14 protein-coding genes, 1 other RNA gene and 1 riboswitch are annotated in these 19,294 nt (G+C 61.7%); of the genes, 3 read left to right on the forward strand and 12 right to left on the reverse strand.

Annotated features, from left to right (window positions below):
• The coding region (locus tag ACYCAX_RS21380) for a hypothetical protein (protein WP_460248777.1) at positions 1-272 on the forward strand (272 nt) is incomplete at its 5' end.
• Between the two features lie 699 nt (positions 273-971).
• On the opposite strand, the gene ACYCAX_RS21385 is transcribed toward ACYCAX_RS21380, so the two are convergent.
• From ACYCAX_RS21385 to ACYCAX_RS21395, 3 genes are all read right to left on the reverse strand, one after another.
• Positions 972-2,051, reverse strand: coding sequence for a type IV toxin-antitoxin system AbiEi family antitoxin (locus tag ACYCAX_RS21385; RefSeq protein ID WP_071534430.1), 1,080 nt, complete (start codon positions 2,049-2,051; stop codon positions 972-974).
• Between the two features lie 254 nt (positions 2,052-2,305).
• Positions 2,306-2,911 carry an MbcA/ParS/Xre antitoxin family protein gene (locus ACYCAX_RS21390; RefSeq protein ID WP_049311134.1) on the reverse strand — a complete coding sequence of 202 codons (606 nt, stop codon included), beginning with the start codon at positions 2,909-2,911 and terminating at the stop codon, positions 2,306-2,308.
• Positions 2,912-2,953: 42 nt separating this feature from the next.
• On the reverse strand, positions 2,954-3,439 hold the full coding sequence (locus ACYCAX_RS21395) for a hypothetical protein (RefSeq protein WP_049311133.1): 486 nt from the start codon (positions 3,437-3,439) through the stop codon (positions 2,954-2,956).
• Between the two features lie 439 nt (positions 3,440-3,878).
• On the opposite strand from ACYCAX_RS21395, the gene ACYCAX_RS21400 reads away from it, so the two are divergent.
• Positions 3,879-4,184 carry a MobC family plasmid mobilization relaxosome protein gene (locus ACYCAX_RS21400; protein WP_071534427.1) on the forward strand — a complete coding sequence of 102 codons (306 nt, stop codon included), beginning with the start codon at positions 3,879-3,881 and terminating at the stop codon, positions 4,182-4,184.
• A complete protein-coding gene (locus ACYCAX_RS21405; protein ID WP_161802122.1) occupies positions 4,174-6,501 on the forward strand; it encodes a relaxase/mobilization nuclease domain-containing protein in 2,328 nt (775 codons plus the stop codon). The genes ACYCAX_RS21400 and ACYCAX_RS21405 overlap by 11 nt, the downstream gene beginning before the upstream one ends.
• A 114-nt stretch (positions 6,502-6,615) precedes the next feature.
• Here the strand turns inward: ACYCAX_RS21405 and ACYCAX_RS21410 are convergent, their stop codons facing one another.
• From ACYCAX_RS21410 to ACYCAX_RS21450, 9 genes are all read right to left on the reverse strand, one after another.
• Positions 6,616-7,923 (reverse strand): site-specific integrase, encoded by a 1,308-nt coding sequence (locus ACYCAX_RS21410; RefSeq protein WP_049311128.1) that lies wholly within the window; start codon positions 7,921-7,923, stop codon positions 6,616-6,618.
• Positions 7,924-8,232: 309 nt separating this feature from the next.
• On the reverse strand, positions 8,233-10,692 hold the full coding sequence (locus ACYCAX_RS21415; protein WP_049311127.1) for a site-specific integrase: 2,460 nt from the start codon (positions 10,690-10,692) through the stop codon (positions 8,233-8,235).
• Positions 10,693-10,796: 104 nt separating this feature from the next.
• Positions 10,797-11,154, reverse strand: a transfer-messenger RNA (tmRNA) gene (ssrA, locus tag ACYCAX_RS21420).
• 73 nt (positions 11,155-11,227) lie between these two features.
• Complete coding sequence (locus tag ACYCAX_RS21425; RefSeq protein WP_294976618.1) at positions 11,228-11,905, reverse strand: type 1 glutamine amidotransferase domain-containing protein; 678 nt, start codon at positions 11,903-11,905, stop codon at positions 11,228-11,230.
• 88 nt (positions 11,906-11,993) lie between these two features.
• Positions 11,994-13,004 carry a sodium:calcium antiporter gene (locus tag ACYCAX_RS21430; RefSeq protein ID WP_294976615.1) on the reverse strand — a complete coding sequence of 337 codons (1,011 nt, stop codon included), beginning with the start codon at positions 13,002-13,004 and terminating at the stop codon, positions 11,994-11,996.
• A 52-nt stretch (positions 13,005-13,056) separates the two neighbouring features.
• Positions 13,057-13,228: riboswitch (yybP-ykoY riboswitch) on the reverse strand.
• A 38-nt stretch (positions 13,229-13,266) separates the two neighbouring features.
• On the reverse strand, positions 13,267-16,551 hold the full coding sequence (locus ACYCAX_RS21435; protein ID WP_460248778.1) for an acetyl-CoA carboxylase family protein: 3,285 nt from the start codon (positions 16,549-16,551) through the stop codon (positions 13,267-13,269).
• 201 nt (positions 16,552-16,752) lie between these two features.
• On the reverse strand, positions 16,753-17,004 hold the full coding sequence (locus ACYCAX_RS21440) for a hypothetical protein (protein WP_015478960.1): 252 nt from the start codon (positions 17,002-17,004) through the stop codon (positions 16,753-16,755).
• Between the two features lie 85 nt (positions 17,005-17,089).
• Entirely contained in the window at positions 17,090-18,496 is a 1,407-nt protein-coding gene (locus tag ACYCAX_RS21445) for a sensor histidine kinase (RefSeq protein ID WP_460248779.1), read from the reverse strand.
• Positions 18,493-19,170: a response regulator gene (locus ACYCAX_RS21450; protein WP_460248780.1), complete on the reverse strand. Its 678-nt coding sequence runs from the start codon at positions 19,168-19,170 to the stop codon at positions 18,493-18,495. Before ACYCAX_RS21450 ends, ACYCAX_RS21445 begins: the two co-directional genes overlap by 4 nt.
• Positions 19,171-19,294 lie beyond the last annotated feature (124 nt).

Consider the following 19,294-nt stretch of genomic DNA (forward strand, 5'->3'; position numbering starts at 1 on the left):
CACAACTGGGTATCCGCTGGCAACGTGTAATGCCCGTTCGCTTACAGTCCAGCGCAGCCTACCTGAGGAACAATGAATCACTTGCCCTCTTGGCTAAACTGGAACACCGCCCTGAAAAGGTTCTGCTTACCGGGGATGCCGATTACCCCTCCATTCCTGCTAACCATCTGCGTGGCCTGACTGGCATTGTTGCCCCCCATCATGGAGGCGCCATCACAGAATTTTCGACTCCTGTAGCGCCCCGCGGCAGCCGAATGATTCGCTCCACATAGCGCTCATACTCATCTCGGGTTCGACTGGTAAGCGGCCCCTCCAGCTCTTCCGCATCGATCTGCTGGAGTGCATGCAGTTGCACTAGGGTGAGCTGGGGGCTTGAGGGGGCAACGCTCGGTTGGGGTTTGCTGCTAGCGGTTGCCTGGGTGCCGGCTGAGCGCTCGGCCAACTCCTCATGCTTGCTGTAAACCTCGCTCCTGAAGATGCTTTTCGCTTGCTCCAGCGCTGAACGGCTAATGCTGCCGTCCGGTTGCCGTACTCCAGTGACTTCCAGCTCCAGATTCTCGGCATGATTGAGCCAGCCGTTGAGGATGGCGTACTGGTCTTCACGGGTGATGGCCAGACTTCAGGAATGGGAATGCTGGCCCGTCATTCGCGACCATTACGCCGCAAAGGGAAAGGACCTCGACGCGATCTATAAGCACGTGAAAGACCTCCTTGAAGAGCGAAATCTTCGTTGGGGGAGGGCTGTCTAGTGGCGATCACGAAGCTGGAAGACGGACGTTGGACGGTCGACGTTCGGGTATCGCCAGTGAAGCGGTTCCGGAAGACCTTCAAGACCAAGGGCGAGGCGTTGCGTTTCGAATCGCACGTTGAAAACATGTTTGGGAGACTGCCTAGGCCTTCTGAGCATCGAGCTTTGGTCGCACTCCGTGCGAGAGGGCGTGGATTGAAACCTCGTGATGATGTTTTCCAGATTACAGGCTTACTGTCACCCATTTCTGCTCCAGTCTTTCTCTGAGATGGATTGCCAGTTCTTTATTTCTTCCACGCCCATCGAGCAGATCGAGGTACTGGATATATGGACCGGCGAAGTAGGGGGGATGCAAGGGGGAGCACTCTCGAAACTGCAGGCTGGCGCCACCACGCTCGACGATCGTGACGTTGCTGCCTTTCGGCGCGGGTTTCATATTAAGTGTTGTCCCCAGAATAGTCGCATACCCAGGTGGAACGATGATTTCAGCTGAATCAACATGGGTGAGCAAAGGGGCGTAGATGTTTGCTGCCGCTGCCCCGGTAAAGGCCCAAGGAAAGTCAACGCCAGATTCCTTTACCAGCTCGCTAAGCCGATCGATCAGCAGGCGAGGATGTTCGACGAAGATGTACCAGCGGCTCCTGTTTACGTCTCGCTGCCGCCAATGTTCAGCCCACTCATCCAGAAGCTTTCCAGGCTGAACGAGCCTCCGCCGTTTAGTTCGACCTGCACCTTGAGATTCGCACCACTCTCGACGTTCCAGTTCCTGTAGCACGACGGAACAGGTGTATGTGGAGGTCCGTGCTTGCTCTGCGAGGTCTGCGCCTGCCATCCATTGAGAGGCGTTTTTGAGCAGTCCATGTACAGCCCTTTCACGGGCTTCTGTGAATAGATCAACGGAGTGTGAACGGGCTGACGACGTGGACGGGAACTCGATATTGATGAGCATTTTTTCCGTACGCAGAAAAAGACTTCCGCTGCGTTCGAAGAAGGCGTAGCCCTTGTCTTTGAGTGCTGACTTCGCTCCGGGGCTGAGGTGCGCAGCGGCGATCAGCTTTATGAGAGTCCCTGGCTTTGCCCTTCCTGGGCACAACTCTAGTGTATCAAGGCGCCACAGCACCCCATGGATATCTCGGGGATAGGCAGTTCGGATGACCTCAATCGCAACAAATGCGGGTTCCCCATCCCAGTCGATCTTGAGCAGGCTAACGGAGTGAGCAGAGGTAATGATCGTGGATCTGGATTCTGCTTGAACGCTTCTGCCGAAAGCCTCTGTCAGGGCCTGCCGGACTAGCTCAAGCATCTCTCGTTCGAAGTGGGACTGCTGGTGTCTATCCACGGAGTGTGCCATCGCAGATTTTGTAATCCAGATTGATTAGCTGTACAGCTAATCAACGCAATAGAGCTAATAAAGCGAGGCCAAGGTCAGAAGCCCATGGTGTAGCAGACACCCGGGGCAGTCATCCCTTGGCGCCGGCATTGCTTCGTGACAGCTATGCGACGCCAACCGGTCCAGTCTGGTTGGTGTTGAGCTGATGGTTGGCCACGCGGATTCGATTACCGGAGCACTCCATACTCAATCCGCCCGATCAGAGTCATCACATCACGAAAGCCGTTGTGCTCTTGCAGTTGTTCGACAGGGGATTTCATATCGAAGGCTCTCGCCGGAGATGCCAACCAGCGGGATGTTTGGCTTGAGTTGAAGGCGAAGAGCACGAGTGCTGCCTTCAGTACCTCAGTCAGCGACTCCCCCCGCCTGAGCCAGGCGCTCGAATCTGGCGGTGGTGTTTCATTGTATTGCTCATGCAGTTGGCAACGAGCGCCGAGCCAGCCATCCCGCTCGTGGATGCAGCCCGGGGCCCCGCATAGCTCGCAAACTGACACTGATAGTTGCTCCACAAGGTCTACTATCGCCGTGACGTAGTCATCCCCTCCGTGGTGGTAAAAGCGAAGCCCGCCAAATTTTTCCTTTATCTGTGAGGCAATGGCCTGTTCTGAGCCTATGCAATCGATGTGCTGCTGTATCAAATTGCATGCCGCGTAAATCAGGCCGAACCAGCCGTCGTGGCATTCGACGCCGAATAACTGAAGGCATCCGTGCCCCTGCGCAGGGAGAAGCTTGGGGTACCGTGAGCACAGGATGGATTCCAGGTTTTTGTCCATAAGTGTTGCCCTCACTCAAGAGCTAGGTGATTCGTTCTGCCCTCAGAACCAGGAGTCCTCCAGCGCAAAGCCATGGGGTACGAGTACTTCGTTCATCGCCCCGCAGGTCCGTTCGCAGCGACGCAATTCGCAATCGGTGAATGACACTGCCAGTGCGAGCAGCCAGTTCAGTTCGTGCGAGCGAATCTCTAGTGGATCGCAGTACCAGACCTGTACGATCGAGATGCTCGGGTCCTGGAAGTGGAAGCCATCGACAAGCTGAAGCGACCCCTGCCTGTCTCGCCAGCCGTCAAGGCTGATGGCATAGGTTTTCTGCCAGTTGTCCGCCAGCATGCTGATTTCACTCAGGGCACTGATACCGGCGAGCGGAAGACCCGAGGTGTCGAGATCTCGCACGTAGAAATCCCGGATCCTGGGGTTCGAGATGCAGTCTCTGACCTCGGTCAGGGAGATCATTCCGGCCTCGTAAAGGCTGGATTGCACCTGCTCGACCAGTCCAGGTTCGTTGATCATACGTAGCTGAGCCATTGGCACCTCCTTTCCCAATTCGGTTTTTCTTCGGCGATTTCGGTGGCAATGAGCCAAATACGGCAGACGACCACCGCGTATGGCCACGCGCGGCCGAAATCGGAATGGCACGGCCGAATTCGGACGTTAGGTGTCCAAATTTGGAAAAGAAAGGCCTGAGTGGGAAAGACACTCGACGACTGTGCGCTCATAAAAGGTGGCTAACCTGAGGGTAACTTACCGAATTTCCCTGGAAAACGACCAAGTTTCCCTGTCGGCGTTTTTCGTAGGTTTAGCTGTGAGATACTTTATTTGAGGCCGCGCGATTGCGAGCAAAGGCGTTGTACGTCACTTCGTTCCTCCCCACGCGGCTCGCTTTTTCGGCGCTTCGCTTGAAAAAGAAAAGGCGTACTTAATGCGTCAATAGCATTGACATAAAAATAATAACAAGGTGCTCATCATGGATAGAAAAACAGCGAGGCTATGCCTCCGAATAACTCCTCACGACAAGAAAATCATCACCGCCAAAGCACGTGGTCTCCATCTCAGCGTTGCCGATTGGCTGGTCCGGGCCGCGCTGGATCGCGAAATCATTCCGCCAATCCCAGTCTGGGACGCTGAGTCGATCAATCACTTGTCTCGCATCGGCAACAATCTCAATCAGTTGGCTCACTCGGCCAATGCTGGACTGCTTGTGGATGACGCAGCACTGCGTGAAATCGCAGCCGAACTGCGTGCCCTGCGGGGGCTGCTGGATGATTTTTAAGGTCCGCAAACATCGTTCGAAGCGACATTTGCGCATCCTGGTTCGGTATCTGCTGTCTCGTAAGGGCAAGTCAAATGAGCGCGTGCTGCGGCATGAGTCGATCAACGCGTTGCCGATGTTGCCCGGCGAGACACCGCTCAGCTATGCGAAACAGTGGGCTGCTTCGCTGTGGGAATTCACTGCTCGGGAGCGCTGCGGGAAAAAGCCACCGGAGGACTATTTTGTGCATTCCGTGTTGAGTTTTTTCCCCGGCGATGCCGAGCACAAGGCTGATCAATTGACAGCCGAGCAGGCGATTGAGCTGGCTAAAGAAGCGATGGCTGAAGTCGCTCCTGGAGATCGGCAGGCGATGTATGTCGTGCATGGTGATAAGGCTCACCTGCATGTCCACATCGTATTTTCTGTCGTCGAGCGTGGTGGACGGATCTGGAATCCGCGCATGGATTTTCGACTCTGGGAAGCTGCCGCAGCTCGGCTGGAAGTGAAACATGGCTTGTATCAGGTGACCGTTGGACGGCCTGGTGGGGAGCCGGCTCGGAAAAGGTCGCCAACGGGCAATGAGCTGAATATGGCCATTCGCACCGGGCAGCCCTCAAACCGAATGTTGCTTCAGCAAATAGTCGATGTGGCGTTGGCTGGAAATCCCCCATTTCCTGTTTTCTGGCAGCGCCTGCTCGATGCCGGTGTCACGCCAATCCCCCGTATAGCGAGTACTGGTCGAGTCTCTGGAATCTCGTTTCAGTATGGGGATGGGTTTCCTATGAAAGGAAGTGACCTGGGGAAGGGCTACGCATGGTCGGCGCTCGCCAAACAGCTCAACTTTGCGCCATCGCAGCATCTTCACCTGCTACGGCCTTTCGCGGTTGATCCCGTCGATCCGGGGTCGATACACATGGAGGCCGATCCTTCCGTACCGGCTTTGCCACAAGGGAAGCCTCCAACGCTCAAGCGATTTATTGCCAAGCCTGTCAGTGATCAACGCATCGATTGGGTATGGAGGAACAAGCCGACACGGACCGCATTCATCGAGTCGCCCAAGGTGTGCGTTGCCAGATCCGCCCATCAATCTGTTTACGAGGCAATGGCCGAGCGTTCTCGGCTGCTTGGGGTGAAGCGAGTAGGTGTTACCGGAGGTGAGGTATTCCGCAGGCGGATGTGGTTCGAGCTGGCGCTGCGTGGCATTTCGGTTGTGGGGTATGAACCAACAGAAGCAGATAGATTTCGATTGGGATGGTGGATGAATGAGCAAGCTGAAAATGGCCGAGGAGATGGCTCGGCAGGAGGTCCAACTCCGGACGGAGGAGATGTCTCTGGCCCTGTCCGTAAAGTTGGATGCCATGCGGAGGGCGAAAGTGTCGACCAGCGAGGAACTGGCGGAGGCGATGTACCCGTTGCTTCAGGGCATGACATCACTGGCACTGGAGAACCAGGTGCTGCTCAAGGAAATGCGTGTGTTGATGCGCAACGAGGTTCAGGAAATGAGGGCGGAAATGAGCGAGCTTCGAGCGATGTTGACGGAGTTCAAAACCGTGTTGAGGTCCTCGTATCCGCAGGTGCAGGACTGAGTCCCGAGCCTCACTTCACGCCCTATATGCGCCGAGCCTCTCGCCTGGGGAAGGCGGCTTTGCTGCGCCAGGGTGTGCATTCTGCGCTCGAAACCGAGGACTTGCAGACCATTATGGACATGGTATGGGAGCTGGATCGCAGGTTTACGCGGTGGAGTATCGCGTGCGCTAGACCCGGCAACGAGCCACTCTGCAATTTGACTGCGAGTGAGCAGGTTCACTCTGCTTGGTCCAACTTACAGGTGCTGAACAGCCAGGGCTACAATGTGCAGTTGTCGCTCACATCGGCTGACAGCTGGCTGCATCTGGTCAATGTAACTGAGGCGGACCTCTTGGTGCTGAGCGCACGGGGAATCGAGCCGACCATCCAGTTCACCCGGAACGGTGTGACCGATATCTTCGTTCACGTGAACTATGGATGTGAGCGCCGCGACGTTATGGATGGCTTGGCAGAGCAGGTGCAGATTGGGCTTCAGGCGAGCGTTCGGGGGCACATCGGCAGCGTGTCCTTCCCATTGCCTGGTTTTGATTGCTGGCGTGATGGACATCTGCAGTCCTGTAGTGGAGTCAGGCTCGCTCCCAGAACGATGGGAATGCAGCTTTCGAGTCAGCTGCGGCAGTTGAAGGGCGAAGGGGGCCCACCCAGGATGCTGGGAGCTGTACCCATACAACGTTCTCAGGTCATGGATGAGCACGATGAAGGGCTGCTGAATGGGCGACCCCGTCCCCAGTCGGAATTGCCCGCTCCGTGAGTCGTAGGCGGCTTTGCAGGGGACGTTCTGCCTCGCTCGTTAAAGCAGCCAACCTTTGACAGCCAGGAGGTGGGTTGCCTCCTGGAAATGGCCGCGTGATGGGCGGCAGCAGCACTAAGACGCAGCTCTCCTGTTCTTCTGGCAATGCGGTTTGAGCCGCTGGAGACGTTGGTAGCTCTCCCACGCGACGTGCGAGAGATCGATATCCAGATGAAGTTGAGCAAGCTTCTCGTATCGTTGGGCCAGGGAGAAATTCTGGCCATAGTTGATGGTCATGTCGTCCTCCATGGCATGGCCGACGAGCGTCTTGATCATCATCTCCTGCACCCCGGCTTTACGCAGTAGGTCAATGAATGTGTGGCGAAAACTGTAGAGGCAGTAGCCCATTCCTTTACTGAGGCCGCAGGCGCTGAGGTAACCCAAGTCAGTGCTGCCTTGGCCACTGAACCAGCGGGAGGCCGCGCGGGCATGACCATGTCGCCGGTCATAGGGCAACTCGGGGAACAGCGGTTGGAATCGGCCGCCCTGCTGGCGTCGCATGGCGACGAAGTCGAGGAAACCTGTGGCGATCAGTTGAGGATGAAGTGGTATGGACCGGGCGCTGGCTTCGGTCTTCAGGCGCTGCAGGGGGCCTCTGTCGGTGATGCGTACGACGGGGAGGCTGGACTCTTCGAAGATGTCACCGGCATTCAGTTGGCACAGCTCACCAGGGCGTGCACCCGTGAACACGCCAAGCAATGGAAGCCAGAAGTAATAACTGTAGGGCGTCCAGCGGAACCGATCGGTCGGTTCGGTGGTGTAGACACGACTGCTGAAGATCGCATGGAGCTCGGTTGAGTCGAACGTTGCGTAGTGGTCCGTACTGGGGGATTGCCCGGCAAGTTTTACGCTCATATCTATCTGGCCGAGCGAATACTTGGATTCCTGGCAAAAAACGATGAAGCGCTTCAACAGGTTGAAGTAGCGGTAAATGGTTTCGCCGCCGATATTGCCTTCAATGCTCGCATCGTGAATCCGCGAGGAGTCGATCGCAGGTAGATACAAGGAGTTCTTGCTCTTGAACTTCAGGGAGTCTTTCAGCGTAGTGAGGTCGCTCGTACACAAGGAACTCGTCAGACGATCAGGGCCCAGCAAGTTAATGATTTGCTGCAGTTGTGAGCGGTATTTGTAGGTGGAGCCGTACTCCCAATGTCCAAGCGCGGCGTACTCATGAACCATGGCGTTGGCGGCATACTGCAGCGTGACCTGCTGCGATGGAGCTGGTGAGCTGTGTGGGGCTGCCGTCTCTCGTAGAGACTGACCGGGGAGGGTGTTCAAGTGCTGAGGGTTATTGAGCAGCGCTTGAATTGTGGCGGCCAGCATGAGCGGGTCGAGCGTATTATGTTGCGGGACAGTAAAGGTCAGAGTATTAGTGCATGACATTGCAACTCCTTGGCTCCGAAGTGAGGCCATAAGGAGACTCTTTCTATGACCAAGCCTGGGGCTACCAAGCTTGTGGCCCCAATATAGAAACGGTTTTAACTCTGTCAAGAGAGTATGAGCGTTGCTGTATGTCGATATGCGTTAAAACGATGCTTGATTATTTTTAAACCTCCGGCTGGCGGAGGTTGTAGAAAAATCAATAGGTAGGAAATTTTTTGTGTGAAGGGGAACGTAAGGAGGCGGGCTGAGCCCATGGATGCGGTCGATGGTGACGCCGGCACTCTGACCGGCGCCTGGCATTCAGACGGGTTACTGTGGGTCGTGTTGTTGCTTCAGCCAATCCACCAGTGCCTGGTTGTCCGGTTTCTCGGCCGGCGAGGTGTTTCGGATCGCACTGGTCAGGTGTCGTGCCGAGGTGGGGCGACCGGGGCGAAAGCTGCGTTTCTGTAGGGCCTGAAAGTGCTCATAGCTGACATGGCTGAGGTCGAGGTGGAAGCGCAACATCTCCATGGTCTCCTGCTTGAGCTCCATGCTGTAGCCATTGCCATACTCCCCGGTCGTCGAGTCATTGATATGCCCTGTCAGCGCTTGAATACGTGGCTGGTCCACGCCGGTCTGGCGCAACTGGTTGACGAAGGTGTGGCGTAGCGAATGGAAACTGAGCCCATTGCGTCGAGGAAAGCCACACTGCTGTAAGTAGCCGACCCGTTGCGGGTCGCCACAGAACCAGCGCGAGGCGAGATGGCTGTGAGCCCGGCGAATGTCCGCGCGCATTTCGGGAAACAGCAGCTCCTTGCGCGATGAGGCTTCGGCACTGCGTTGCGCGACGAACTCCAGAAAACCTTTCTCGATGAGCACCGAGTGCAGCGGAATGTCTCGCTCACTGCTGGCGTTCTTCAGCAGCTTGTGCGGGTGGTTGAGGTTGTGGCGTATGACCCAGATACCTCCGGGGCTCTGGCAAATATCCTCCAGGGTGAGTTGGCAGAGTTCGTTGAGCCGGGAGCCGGTAAACAGCCCGAGCAGCGGCAGCCAGAACTTGTAGTTGTCCATGCGCCAGCGCGGGACCTCGCTGACGGTGTACACCGGGCCGTTGAACAGCATCTGCAGTTCCTGCTGCGTGTAGGCGCGGCGGATGCGGCTGCTCTTCTTCCGGGATATTTCCTTGAGCCGAACCGGGCCCGCGATGTCGCGGCCGATCCACTCATTGTCGTAGGCGAAGCGAAACATGCCCTTGGCCAGGTCGAAGTACTTCTTCGCCGTTTTGGCGTGAATGGCTTCATAGCCCCCTTGTGCGATCAGGACGTGGATCGGTGTGTCGTTCAGCTCGCTGATCTGTCGGCGGTTGCGGGGGTACATCAGCAGCACAGTGCGCAGATTGCGAAAGTCTTCGGTGGTGATCGACGCAATGGGGCGCGTAGGCCCCAACAGCTCGCAGACTACTTCCAGGCGTGCGCAGTTGAGAAAGCGCGTGCCTTGATGGGACCACTGGCCGGTCAGCTCCTGCTCGCGCCGGTAGCGCTCCATCAGTTGATGGACACTCATCTGGCCCTCAGTGCGCTGTTCGCTGCGGGGCTGGAAGCCATTGGCGAACAATGCGCCGAGGGGATTGGCTGGCACCGTATCGGCGTGCGCGCTGGGCAAGGTCCAACTGGCGTCTCGCGTTGAGGCGGCAGCGTCGGGTTGCGTGGGGCGCGGAGGCTGGGGATGGTCGTCATCGGTGCGCAAGCGGCCCCGAATTGCCTCCACGTGCAGACGCAATTCGTGCAGGCTTGGAATGCCTCCGCCAAAGTGCTGGCCCTGCCTCACCAGATCGGTCAGCCAGTCGAAGCGCTCCAGCACAAAGCCCGCCTTCAGCACAGCCTCGTGTAGATCCTGTGTGTGCAGGTCGAGGGTCAACTGATCCGGCAGTTGGGGGTAGTGCTCGCGCAGCAGTTGAGGCGTGCTGATGTCCAGCCGATGTGCGCCGCCGGTCGCTGGATGCAACCGATGGCTCGGTGTGTCGGAACCGGCCGGGGCGTCTAGACGGCGTAGGTACTCGTGGTCGCGCTCGCGCAAATCCTGTGGGCGCAGTGGCAGCCAGCGCGGGTCATGGTGAAAGTGCAGGCCGTGTTCCGGAAGCAGGTAGCGACGCAGGGCCTCGAGATGGAAGCTGGCCTGGTAGAGGGGCAGCCATTCACCGCGATCCAGGCAATGTTGAAGTCGCTCGCTCAGCTCCGCCAGGCCTTGCAGGATGAAAGCGGCACGCTGCTCGCCTTCCTGGGGATTCAGGGTGTGCAGGTCGAACACCTGGGTCTTCAGCATCAATGGATAGGCGGCCCCGAGCAGCTCCGGCAAGGGTGCCTGCAAGGTGAGCTGCTGCTGGTCTCGCAACAGGAAGGTCGGCGTCAGGCGCAGTTGTTCGAAGCGTTGACGACCGACACTGAGGCTGAGGTCCTGAACCGGGCAGGCGACCTGCGAACTGTGGGGGCGCGCGGCCGGGCTGGGGGCACTCTGACGGCTCAGCGGCGGAATCGAGCCTTGAATCCGCTGGAGTTCCTGCTGCAGGCCTTCGGCGGTCTTGATGTCGCCCAGACGGAAGCGCAAATCGCGAATGCGCCGAGCGAGATTCAGGGCCAGCTCCCGAGCGTCGTCCAGCGGGACACCGTCGAGCGACCAGCGAATTTCGCGGCCCACGGAAGGAAAACGTTGTTGCAGGAGGCTGGGCAGGATCAGCCGGAAGGTCAGGCGATCTGCGTGGTCGCGGTACAGGTAATGAGAGAGATGGATCATGGGGTTCAACCTCGTCGTAATTGGAAATTTGCGAGAAATTTCCAGACTCGGTTTGAACCCCTTGATCAGTTAAGTCTTAAAAATCAAAGACTTAACGATTTGATTGGTGGAGCCGGGGGGATTTGAACCCCCGTCCGCCAGTTCTCCGCTGTCGGTTCTACATGCTTAGCCATCTCTACTGAGTTAACTCCGCGCCGCCCGAGTGGCAGGGTGCTTGGAGCGAGCTGTATGAGTTTTAGCCGTTACGTCTACAGCGAACTTGGCGGCGATCCTGTTCTATATGACAGACCTAATCGTCGGGTTTACAGGCATCCCCTAGGGTCTGCTAGCGGCACTTAGGCTGCTAGGGCGTAGTTGTCGTCGTTGGCAACTATAAAGTTGTGGCAGCTGATTTACGAGAACTGTCACCTACTCGGCATGCCCCTCGAGTTTTGTTACCGGCGTCGAATCCTAATCGGCCCCAAAACCTTTGAAGGTCGTGACCATTCTACGGTAAAGCCGCCCCGAGGTCCAACCGGAGCGGTGCAAACCATTGTCAGGTCAGGAATTTCAGTACGGCTTTGGCCACGGCTTCGGAGGAGGCGGGGTTCTGGCCGGTGATCAGTCCCCGGTCGACTTCGACGTGGCTCTGCCAGTCGGGGCCTTTGCTGTAGCGGGCGCCGTTGGCCTTGAGCATGTCCTGGACGAGGAATGGCACCACGTCGGTGAGGCCCACCGCTTCCTCCTCGTTGTTGCTGAAGCCGGTGACATGCCGGCCCTGCACCAGCGGACGGCCGTCCAGGCCGCGCGGATGGCGGAATACGGCGGGGGCATGGCAGACGGCGGAAACGGGTTTTCCGCTGGAGTGGAAGGCTTCGATCAGCGCCACCGAGGTGCGGTCCTCGGCCAGGTCCCAGAGCGGGCCGTGGCCGCCGGGATAGAAGAGGGCGTCGTAGTCGTCGGCCTGTATCTCGCTGAGCTTCACGGTGTTGGCCAGCGCGACCTGCGCATCGCTGTCCTGGCGGAAGCGGCGGGTGGCCGGGGTCTGCGCGTCCTCTGCGTCGCTCTTGGGGTCGAGCGGTGGCTGGCCGCCCTTGGGCGAGGCCAGGGTCAGGGTGGCGCCGGCATCCTTGAACACGTAGTAGGGAGCGGCGAACTCCTCGAGCCAGAAGCCGGTTTTTCTGCCGGTGCTGCCGAGCTGGTCGTGGGAGGTCAGGACTACCAGGATTTTCATGCTCACTCCTTCGGCGTATCTCGATGACAAGGGGCTGCCGCAGCATCGGCAGCCCAGACTGGTCAGTGTAGGCGGTACGCCGCAGGCGTCAGCGTGACAGAGTGATGCCCAGATAGGCGGCGTACAGCACGCCGTTCAGCAGCAGCACCCAGACCGGCAGTCCATCGCGCTGCGCATTGAGACGCAGCCAGAGCGCGGCGCCGAGGGTGATCAGTACGCCGGTGAGCACTTCGATGCGCGGTTGCCAGGGGGTGAGCAGGATGCCGATGGCGGGCAGCAGGGTGCCCTGGAACACCATCGCGCCGCTGATGTTGCCGAAGGCCAGGGTGTCCTTGCCGCGGCGGACCCAGAGGATGCTGTTGATCTTCTCCGGCAACTCGGTGGCAATCGGGATGATCAGCAGCGACAGCAGCAGGGCGGAGAGGCCCAGCAGGTGTGACAGTCCCTCCACTCCGTGGATAAAGCCCTTCGCTCCCAGCACCAGCAGGCCAAGGCCCAGCAGCAATTGCAGCAGGATGGTCGCCAGGTTGGTCGGCAGGCCGAGGCGCGACAGGTACATGTGGTGATCGGCTTCAGTGCCGTGGCCGTTCTCCACCAACTCCTGCGAGGCCCGCAGCGTAAGGGTGATGTAGGCGACATAGGTGAGGACCAGCAGCAGGCTCAGGCCGATGCGGAGGGGCAGGAGCTGCGTCGGTACGAACATGGCGATGGCGGCGATGCTGAAGGCGATCAGGAAGAAATTCAGGTCGCGCTGCAGTCCGCTGCGCTCGGGGCGAACGCGGCCGGCCAGCCCGCGCGCTCGCCAGGCGAAGCAGGCCATCAGGCAGGTGGACAGGGTCGACAGCATCAGCGGCGCGCCGAGAATGGCGCCCACGCCGACTTCCTGGTTGAGGTTCACGTTCCGGGTGCCGGCAAACAGGGCCAGCAATGGGATCAGGGTTTCCGGAAGCGCAGTACCGATGGCGGCGAACAGTGAGCCGGTGGCGCCTTCGGAGATGCCCAGGCGTTCGCCGAAGTGTTCCAGCGCGTTGGTGAAGAGTTCGGCGGCGATCAGGATCACCAGCAGCATGCCGAGCAGTTCGAGGATGAAGGTCAGCATGCGCGAGGCTCCAGGCGGATGGAGCGGGAGATGAGGCGGTGCGTCACGGTGAAGACTCCCGGCCGGTCCGATACCCATGACCACGCGCTCCCCGGCCGTTCGGAGGCTGCGTGGTCAAAGGTCTTGCCAGGCGGATCGCTGGCGACGCCATAGCCTTGTGGGCCAAGTGTGTTGACGTCGCCCCCGCTCGCATGAGCGGTCGGCTACTCCCCAATGACGATGCGCATTTTAGCCAATCAGGAGCTTAGCTCAACCCGCTGGGTCACCAGGTGTCGATCAGTGGACGCTTCTTGCCCTGGCGCGGAGCCGGGCGTGGCACCGAGGCGAGCCCGCGCAGCAGCCAGCGGCGGGTGTCGGCGGGGTCGATCACGTCGTCGATCTCCAGGTAGCTCGCCATGTTCAGGCCCTTGCCGTTGCGGTAGGCGGCGGCGACCAGCTTGTCGAACAGCGCCTGCCGCTCTTGCGGGTCCTCCAGCGCAGCCAGCTCCTTGGCGTAGCCGAGGCGGATCGCGCCTTCCAGGCCCATTGCGCCGAACTCGCCGCTGGGCCAGGCGACGGTGAACAGCGCAGCGTGGAAGCTGCCGGCAGCCATTGCCTGCGCACCCAGGCCGTAGCCTTTGCGCAGCACCACGGTGAAGAAGGGCACGGTCAGGCTGGCGGCGGTGACGAACATGCGCGAGACGTGGCGTACGGTGCCGGTCTTCTCTGCCTCCGGGCCGACCATGAAGCCGGGGGTGTCGCACAGGGATATGATCGGCAGGTCGAAGGCGTCGCACAGCTGCATGAAGCGCGCGGCCTTGTCGCCGGCCTCGGCGTCGATGGCGCCCCCCAGGTGCATGGGGTTGTTGGCGATCAGGCCGAACGGCTTGCCTTCGACACGCACCAGCGCGGTGACCATCCCGGCTGCGAAGTGCCGGCGCAGTTCCAGCACCGAGCCGCTGTCGGCCAGTTGCTCGATGACCTGGCGGATGTCGTAGACCCGCAGGCGATTCTCCGGCACCGCGTGGCGCAACAGGCGCTGGTCGGCGCACTGCCAGTCGGTGCTGTCGCCCTGGAAGTAGGCGAGGTACTGGCGGGCGATGCGGGTGGCTTCGGCCTCGTCTTCCACCAGTACGTCGATCACGCCATTGGCGCTCTGCACGTCGCTGGGGCCGACTTCCTCGGGGGCGAACCTGCCCAGGCCGCCGCCCTCGATCATTGCCGGGCCGGCCATCCCCAGGCTGGTATCGCGGGTGGCGATAATCACGTCGCAGCAACCCAGCAGCGCGGCGTTGCCGGCAAAGCAGCGGCCGGAGACCACGCCCACCAGCGGCACCAGCCCGGAGAGCCGCGCCAGGCCGACGAAGCTCATGTTGTCCAGCCCGGCCACGCCGACGAAATCGGTGTCGCCCGGACGCCCGCCGCCGCCTTCCGCGTAGAGCACCAGCGGGATGCGCCATTGCTCGGCCAGGTGCAGCATGCGGTCGGTCTTCTTGTGGTTCATCACGCCCTGGGTGCCGGCGAACACCGTGTAGTCGTAGGCCAGCACCAGGCAGCGGGCCCTCTCGTCGCCGAACTGCGCGGCATTGATGCTGCCCAGTCCGCTGACCAGGCCGTCTGCCGGGCTGCTGGCGATCAGTTCTTCGACGCTGCGACGGCGGCGCTGGGCCGCGATGGCCAGGGCGCCGTACTCGATGAAGCTGCCGTCATCGAGCAGGTTGGCGAGGTTCTCGCGGGTGGTGCGCTTGCCGATCCTGTGGCGCTTGGCTACGGCGTCCGGGCGGCGCTCGTCGAGGCCGATGGCATGGCGTTCAAGGACTTCGGCGAGGTCGGCGCGGATGGCGTCGAGGTCGATGGCGGCAGCGCTTTCATGGTCCTGCGCTTCGACATCCGCCGGTTCGACGAACAGCAGCGCGTCGCCCTCGCCGAGGCTGTCGCCGGGCGTGGCGGCGAGACTGTGGACGATGCCACTGGCGCTGGCCTTCACTTCGAACTCCATCTTCATCGCTTCGATCACGGCGATGGTCTGGCCCTGGGCGACCGCGTCGTCGGGGATGACGTTCAGGCTGACCAGCACACCAGCGCTGGGCGTTCCCAGCGCAATGCAACCGACGGGCGCTTCGCTGGTGCGCTGGATTTCCGGCGCCGCGCCGGCATGGTTGAAGAAACGGTGCGGATGGGCATGTTCCTGCGCGCCGAGCAGCGTGGGCAGGTGTTCTTCGATGTAGCGCGTGGTGACCTGGTTGTCCGCCACTGCCGGCTGGCGCAGCAGGTTGAGCAGCAGCGGGATGTTGCTCGCCACACCCTCCAGGCGGAATTCGCAGAGGGCGCGGTAGGCGCGCTGCACCAGCTGTGGATAACCGCCGTTGCCGTGGACGATCAGCTTGGCCAGCAGCGAGTCGTAGCCGGCGCTGTTGCGGTAGCCGGCGTAGCCGTAGCCGTCCACGCGCAGGCCGGGGCCGCTGGGCGGTTCGTAGGCGCTGAGGGTGCCGCAGGCGAGGTGGGGCGTGCCGTCGCTGGCGAGGTTTTCCAGGTTGATCCGCAGTTGCAGGGCGTGGCCGCGCGGCGCGGGGATCTCCGCCTGGGTCAGGTTCAGTTCGGCGAGGCTGGCGCCAGCGGCGATGCGCAGTTGCGCCTGGACCAGGTCGATGCCGGTCACCGCTTCGGTGACGGTGTGTTCCACCTGCAGGCGTGGGTTGGCTTCCATGAACACGAAGTCACCGCTGTCCTCGTCCAGCAGGAACTCGAAAGTGCCCAGACCGCGATAGTCCACGGCTTCGGCCAGGCGCACGGCGGCGGCGAGGATGGCGCCGCGCAGGCGCGGGTGCAGGTTCGGGCTGGGGGCGATTTCCAGCAGCTTCTGGTTGCGCCGCTGCAGGGTGCAGTCGCGCTCCCAGAGGTGACTGACGCTGCGGCCGTCGCCGATCACCTGCACTTCGATATGGCGGGCGCGCTGGATCAGGCGCTCCACGTAGAGCCGATCATCGCCGAAGGCCGCGTGGGCCTCGGCCTGGCAGCGCGCGTAGGCGTCGGCAATTTCCTCGGGGCTGCGTACCGCGCGCATGCCGCGTCCACCGCCGCCGGCCAGGGCCTTGATCATCATGCCGGACCCGCCGGGCAGTTCGCGGAAGAAGCGCTCGGCGTCCTCCAGCGCAGTGGCGCGGTTGCTGCCCGCGGCCAATGCCACGCCGTGCGCGCTGGCCAGGTCGCGGGTGCGGGCCTTGTCGCCGAAGCACGCGAGCACGTCCGCCGAGGGGCCGACGAAGGTCAGGCCGGCCGCTTCGCAGCGGCGGGCGAAGTCGGCGTTTTCGGAGAGGAAGCCATAGCCCGGATGTATCGCGTCGCAGCCGTGCGCCAGGGCGATCTCGATGATCTGCTGCTGGTCGAGATAGGCGCTGGCGCCACGCCCTTTCAGGGCCGCGGCCTGGTCGACCTGGCGCGTGTGCAGCGAGGCGGCGTCGTCCTCGGCGAAGATCGCCAGCGTCTGGATACCCAGCTCGGCGGCGGCGCGGGCAATGCGGATGGCAATCTCGCCACGGTTGGCGATGAGCAGGTGCGTCAGGGGCATGGCGATTCCGGTTGTGATTATTGTCGATCGGCAATCGCTACATCTTAGGGAGGTGGTCGGGCGGAGGAATGAACTGCTTTCTCGCGAATGGCGAGAGCTTCGTGGGGCTTATCGGTGCAGGAAACCCATGCGAGCGCCTCGGTGCGGCAGGCGCACGGGAAATGGGGCGGCCGGCCGGTCCGACCGGCCGTCGAAGCGGGATCAGGACTTACCGCTCTGCTTGAGCAGCTTCAGGGCTTTCTCGGTCTGTGCGATGCAGGCCTTGGTATCGCCCGACTGCTGGGCCTGGATGGCTTTTTCCTGCAGGCGCATGGCCTGATCCTGGGTTTGTGCGGTGCCGGCGTTGGACTGCACGGCAGCGTCGATTTTCTGCAGATTGTCGCTGCACAGGTCGGCGGCGAAGGCCGGCGACGCCAGCAGGGCGGCGGTAATGAGCAAGGCGGTACGTTTCATGGCTGTACTCCTGGCAAATTGACCGGGTTATCGCGGACCGTTCACGCGGACCGTACAGGGTCGACTGCCGGGCTTTTCGCCAGGTTCAGTCTTTTTCGCCAGTGGTTGCCGGCAGCTCGACGCACACGCCCAGGCCGGCGCCATCCAGCCCTTCGTGCAGGCTGATACGGCCGCGGTGAATCTCCACGATGCGCTTGACGATGGGCAGCCCGAGTCCGCTGCCGGCGCTGTTGGCAACGCTGGGGCTGCGATAGAAACGGGTGAAGATGGCTGCCTGCTCGGCCTGCGCCACGCCGGGGCCGTTGTCGCGCACCCAGAGTGCGAGCGTGTCGTCCGTGCGTTCCAGGCTCACCTCCACGCGGCCGCCCTCGGGCGTATAGCGCAGGGCGTTGCCGACCAGGTTGGTGAGGATCAGCCCGAGCCAGACCGGTACGCCCATCAGAGTACAGCCCGGATGGGCGTCGAGGGTGAGTTCAATGTGCCTGTCGATGGCCTGGGGGGCGAGTTCGGCAATGGTTTCCTCGGCGAGCGGACCGAGATCGATGTGGCTGAAGGTTTCGTGCAGTTCTTCGCCGTCGAGTCGGGCCAGCAGCAGGATCTGCTCCATCAGCGCACTGATGCGCTCGACGCTGCGGCTGACCTGCTGCAAGCCGTGGGCGTGGGCCGCCGGGTCGGCGGAGCGCAGCGCGACCTGGGCGTGGGTGCGCAGGCTGGCCAGCGGCGTACGGATTTCGTGGGCGGCGTCGCTGGTCAGGCGGCGTTCGGCTTCCATCGCCGAGTGCAGGCGCTCCAGCAGCAGGTTCAGTTCGTTGACCAGGCTGTGCACTTCCACCGGCGCCCGGCTCAGCGACAGCGGATGCAGGCTCTGGGCGGTGCGCAGGTGGACCTGGTCGATCAGGCCGCGCAGTGGCGCCAGGCCCTGGCGGACGCCGAGCCAGACCAGGACGAGGAACAGCGGCAGCGCCAGCAGCAGTGGGAACAGCGCGCTGAACAGCAGCAGACGCAGGGTTTTCGAGCGGTAGTGCAGGTCTTCGAAGACCCAGATGCGGACTTCGCCGGCGCCCGGCGAGGCGATCTGCAGGACACGCCAGTTCACGTCGTCGCGTTGCAGGCCGGAGAAGCCCGGCGGCTGGGCTTCGATTCCGCGCGGCGGGCTGTGGGTGGCGATCAGGGGTTGGCCGTGGTACCAGATGGCATAGCCGAGGGTGGCTTCGCGGCGGATCAGCGGTAGCCCCTCGATGGCGTTGCGGCTGCGGGCGAGGATTTCCATTGCGTCGCTGGACTGCGGGTCGACGGCGTCGGCGATGTTCACCAGGCTCAGCGCGGCCTGGCCGAAGTCGATCATGTCCTGGTCGTAGAGTTGGTTCACCTGCTGACGGGTCAGGTGGTAGGTGAACAGGCCCGCGACCAGCCAGCACAGCGAAATGCCGCCGATCAGCAGGAGCAACAGTCGGCGGCTGAGCGAGCCGACGCGGCGCGGGGCGAGACTCACGGCTGGGAGGGGTTGCCGGGCCGGTCGATGCCGTAGCCGATGCCGCGTACGGTGCGGATCAGGCCGTTGCCCAGCTTGCGGCGCAGGTGGTGGATGTGGACCTCGATGGCGTTGCTCTCCAGGTCGCCGTCCCAGCCATACAGGGCCTCCACCAGGCGGGTGCGCGACAGCACTTTGCCGCGTTGTTCCAGCAGTAGGCGCAGCAGGGCGTACTCGCGCGGGGCCAGGTCCACCGATGTACCGGCGAGGCTGACCTGATGGGTGGCCGGGTCCAGCATCAGTTCGCCGTGCTGCAGCAGCGGCACGGCACGGCCGGTGCGGCGGCGGGTGAGGGCGCGGACGCGGGCGAGCAGTTCGTCGAGGTCGAAGGGTTTGGTCAGGTAGTCGTCGGCGCCGGCGTCGAGGCCAGCCACGCGGTCGGCCACCTTGTCGCGGGCGGTGAGGATCAGCACCGGCGTCAGGTCGCCGCGCCGGCGCAGGCTGCGCAACACGTCCAGGCCGTCCTTACGCGGCAGGCCGAGGTCGAGCACCAGCAGGTCGAACTCGTCGGTCTGCAACGCCTGATCGGCGGCCAGGCCATCATTGACCCAGTCCACGGTGTCGCCTTCCAGACCGAGCCCCGAGCGAATGCCATCGCCCAGCAACTGGTCGTCTTCCGCCAACAGGATTCTCATCGATGTCCCCTCAACCGGCCTTGTGCAGCAGGATAGCCGGCCGCTCTCGTTTCCGGCAGAGGGTGGCAATGATGGATTAAGAGCGGGTTAATTCGGGGGGATCGTAGGGCGAATAACCTGGAAC

Source organism: Pseudomonas sp. MT3, from assembly GCF_054720805.1.

Coding starts and splice junctions, on each gene's coding strand:
- ACYCAX_RS21385 (WP_071534430.1), bottom strand. CDS start 2,051: ATGCTTGAGCTAGTCCGGCAGGCCCTGACAGAGGCTTTCGGCAGAAGC.
- ACYCAX_RS21390 (WP_049311134.1), bottom strand. CDS start 2,911: ATGGACAAAAACCTGGAATCCATCCTGTGCTCACGGTACCCCAAGCTT.
- ACYCAX_RS21395 (WP_049311133.1), bottom strand. CDS start 3,439: ATGGCTCAGCTACGTATGATCAACGAACCTGGACTGGTCGAGCAGGTG.
- ACYCAX_RS21400 (WP_071534427.1), top strand. CDS start 3,879: ATGGATAGAAAAACAGCGAGGCTATGCCTCCGAATAACTCCTCACGAC.
- ACYCAX_RS21405 (WP_161802122.1), top strand. CDS start 4,174: ATGATTTTTAAGGTCCGCAAACATCGTTCGAAGCGACATTTGCGCATC.
- ACYCAX_RS21410 (WP_049311128.1), bottom strand. CDS start 7,923: ATGTCATGCACTAATACTCTGACCTTTACTGTCCCGCAACATAATACG.
- ACYCAX_RS21415 (WP_049311127.1), bottom strand. CDS start 10,692: ATGATCCATCTCTCTCATTACCTGTACCGCGACCACGCAGATCGCCTG.
- ACYCAX_RS21425 (WP_294976618.1), bottom strand. CDS start 11,905: ATGAAAATCCTGGTAGTCCTGACCTCCCACGACCAGCTCGGCAGCACC.
- ACYCAX_RS21430 (WP_294976615.1), bottom strand. CDS start 13,004: ATGCTGACCTTCATCCTCGAACTGCTCGGCATGCTGCTGGTGATCCTG.
- ACYCAX_RS21435 (WP_460248778.1), bottom strand. CDS start 16,551: ATGCCCCTGACGCACCTGCTCATCGCCAACCGTGGCGAGATTGCCATC.
- ACYCAX_RS21440 (WP_015478960.1), bottom strand. CDS start 17,004: ATGAAACGTACCGCCTTGCTCATTACCGCCGCCCTGCTGGCGTCGCCG.
- ACYCAX_RS21450 (WP_460248780.1), bottom strand. CDS start 19,170: ATGAGAATCCTGTTGGCGGAAGACGACCAGTTGCTGGGCGATGGCATT.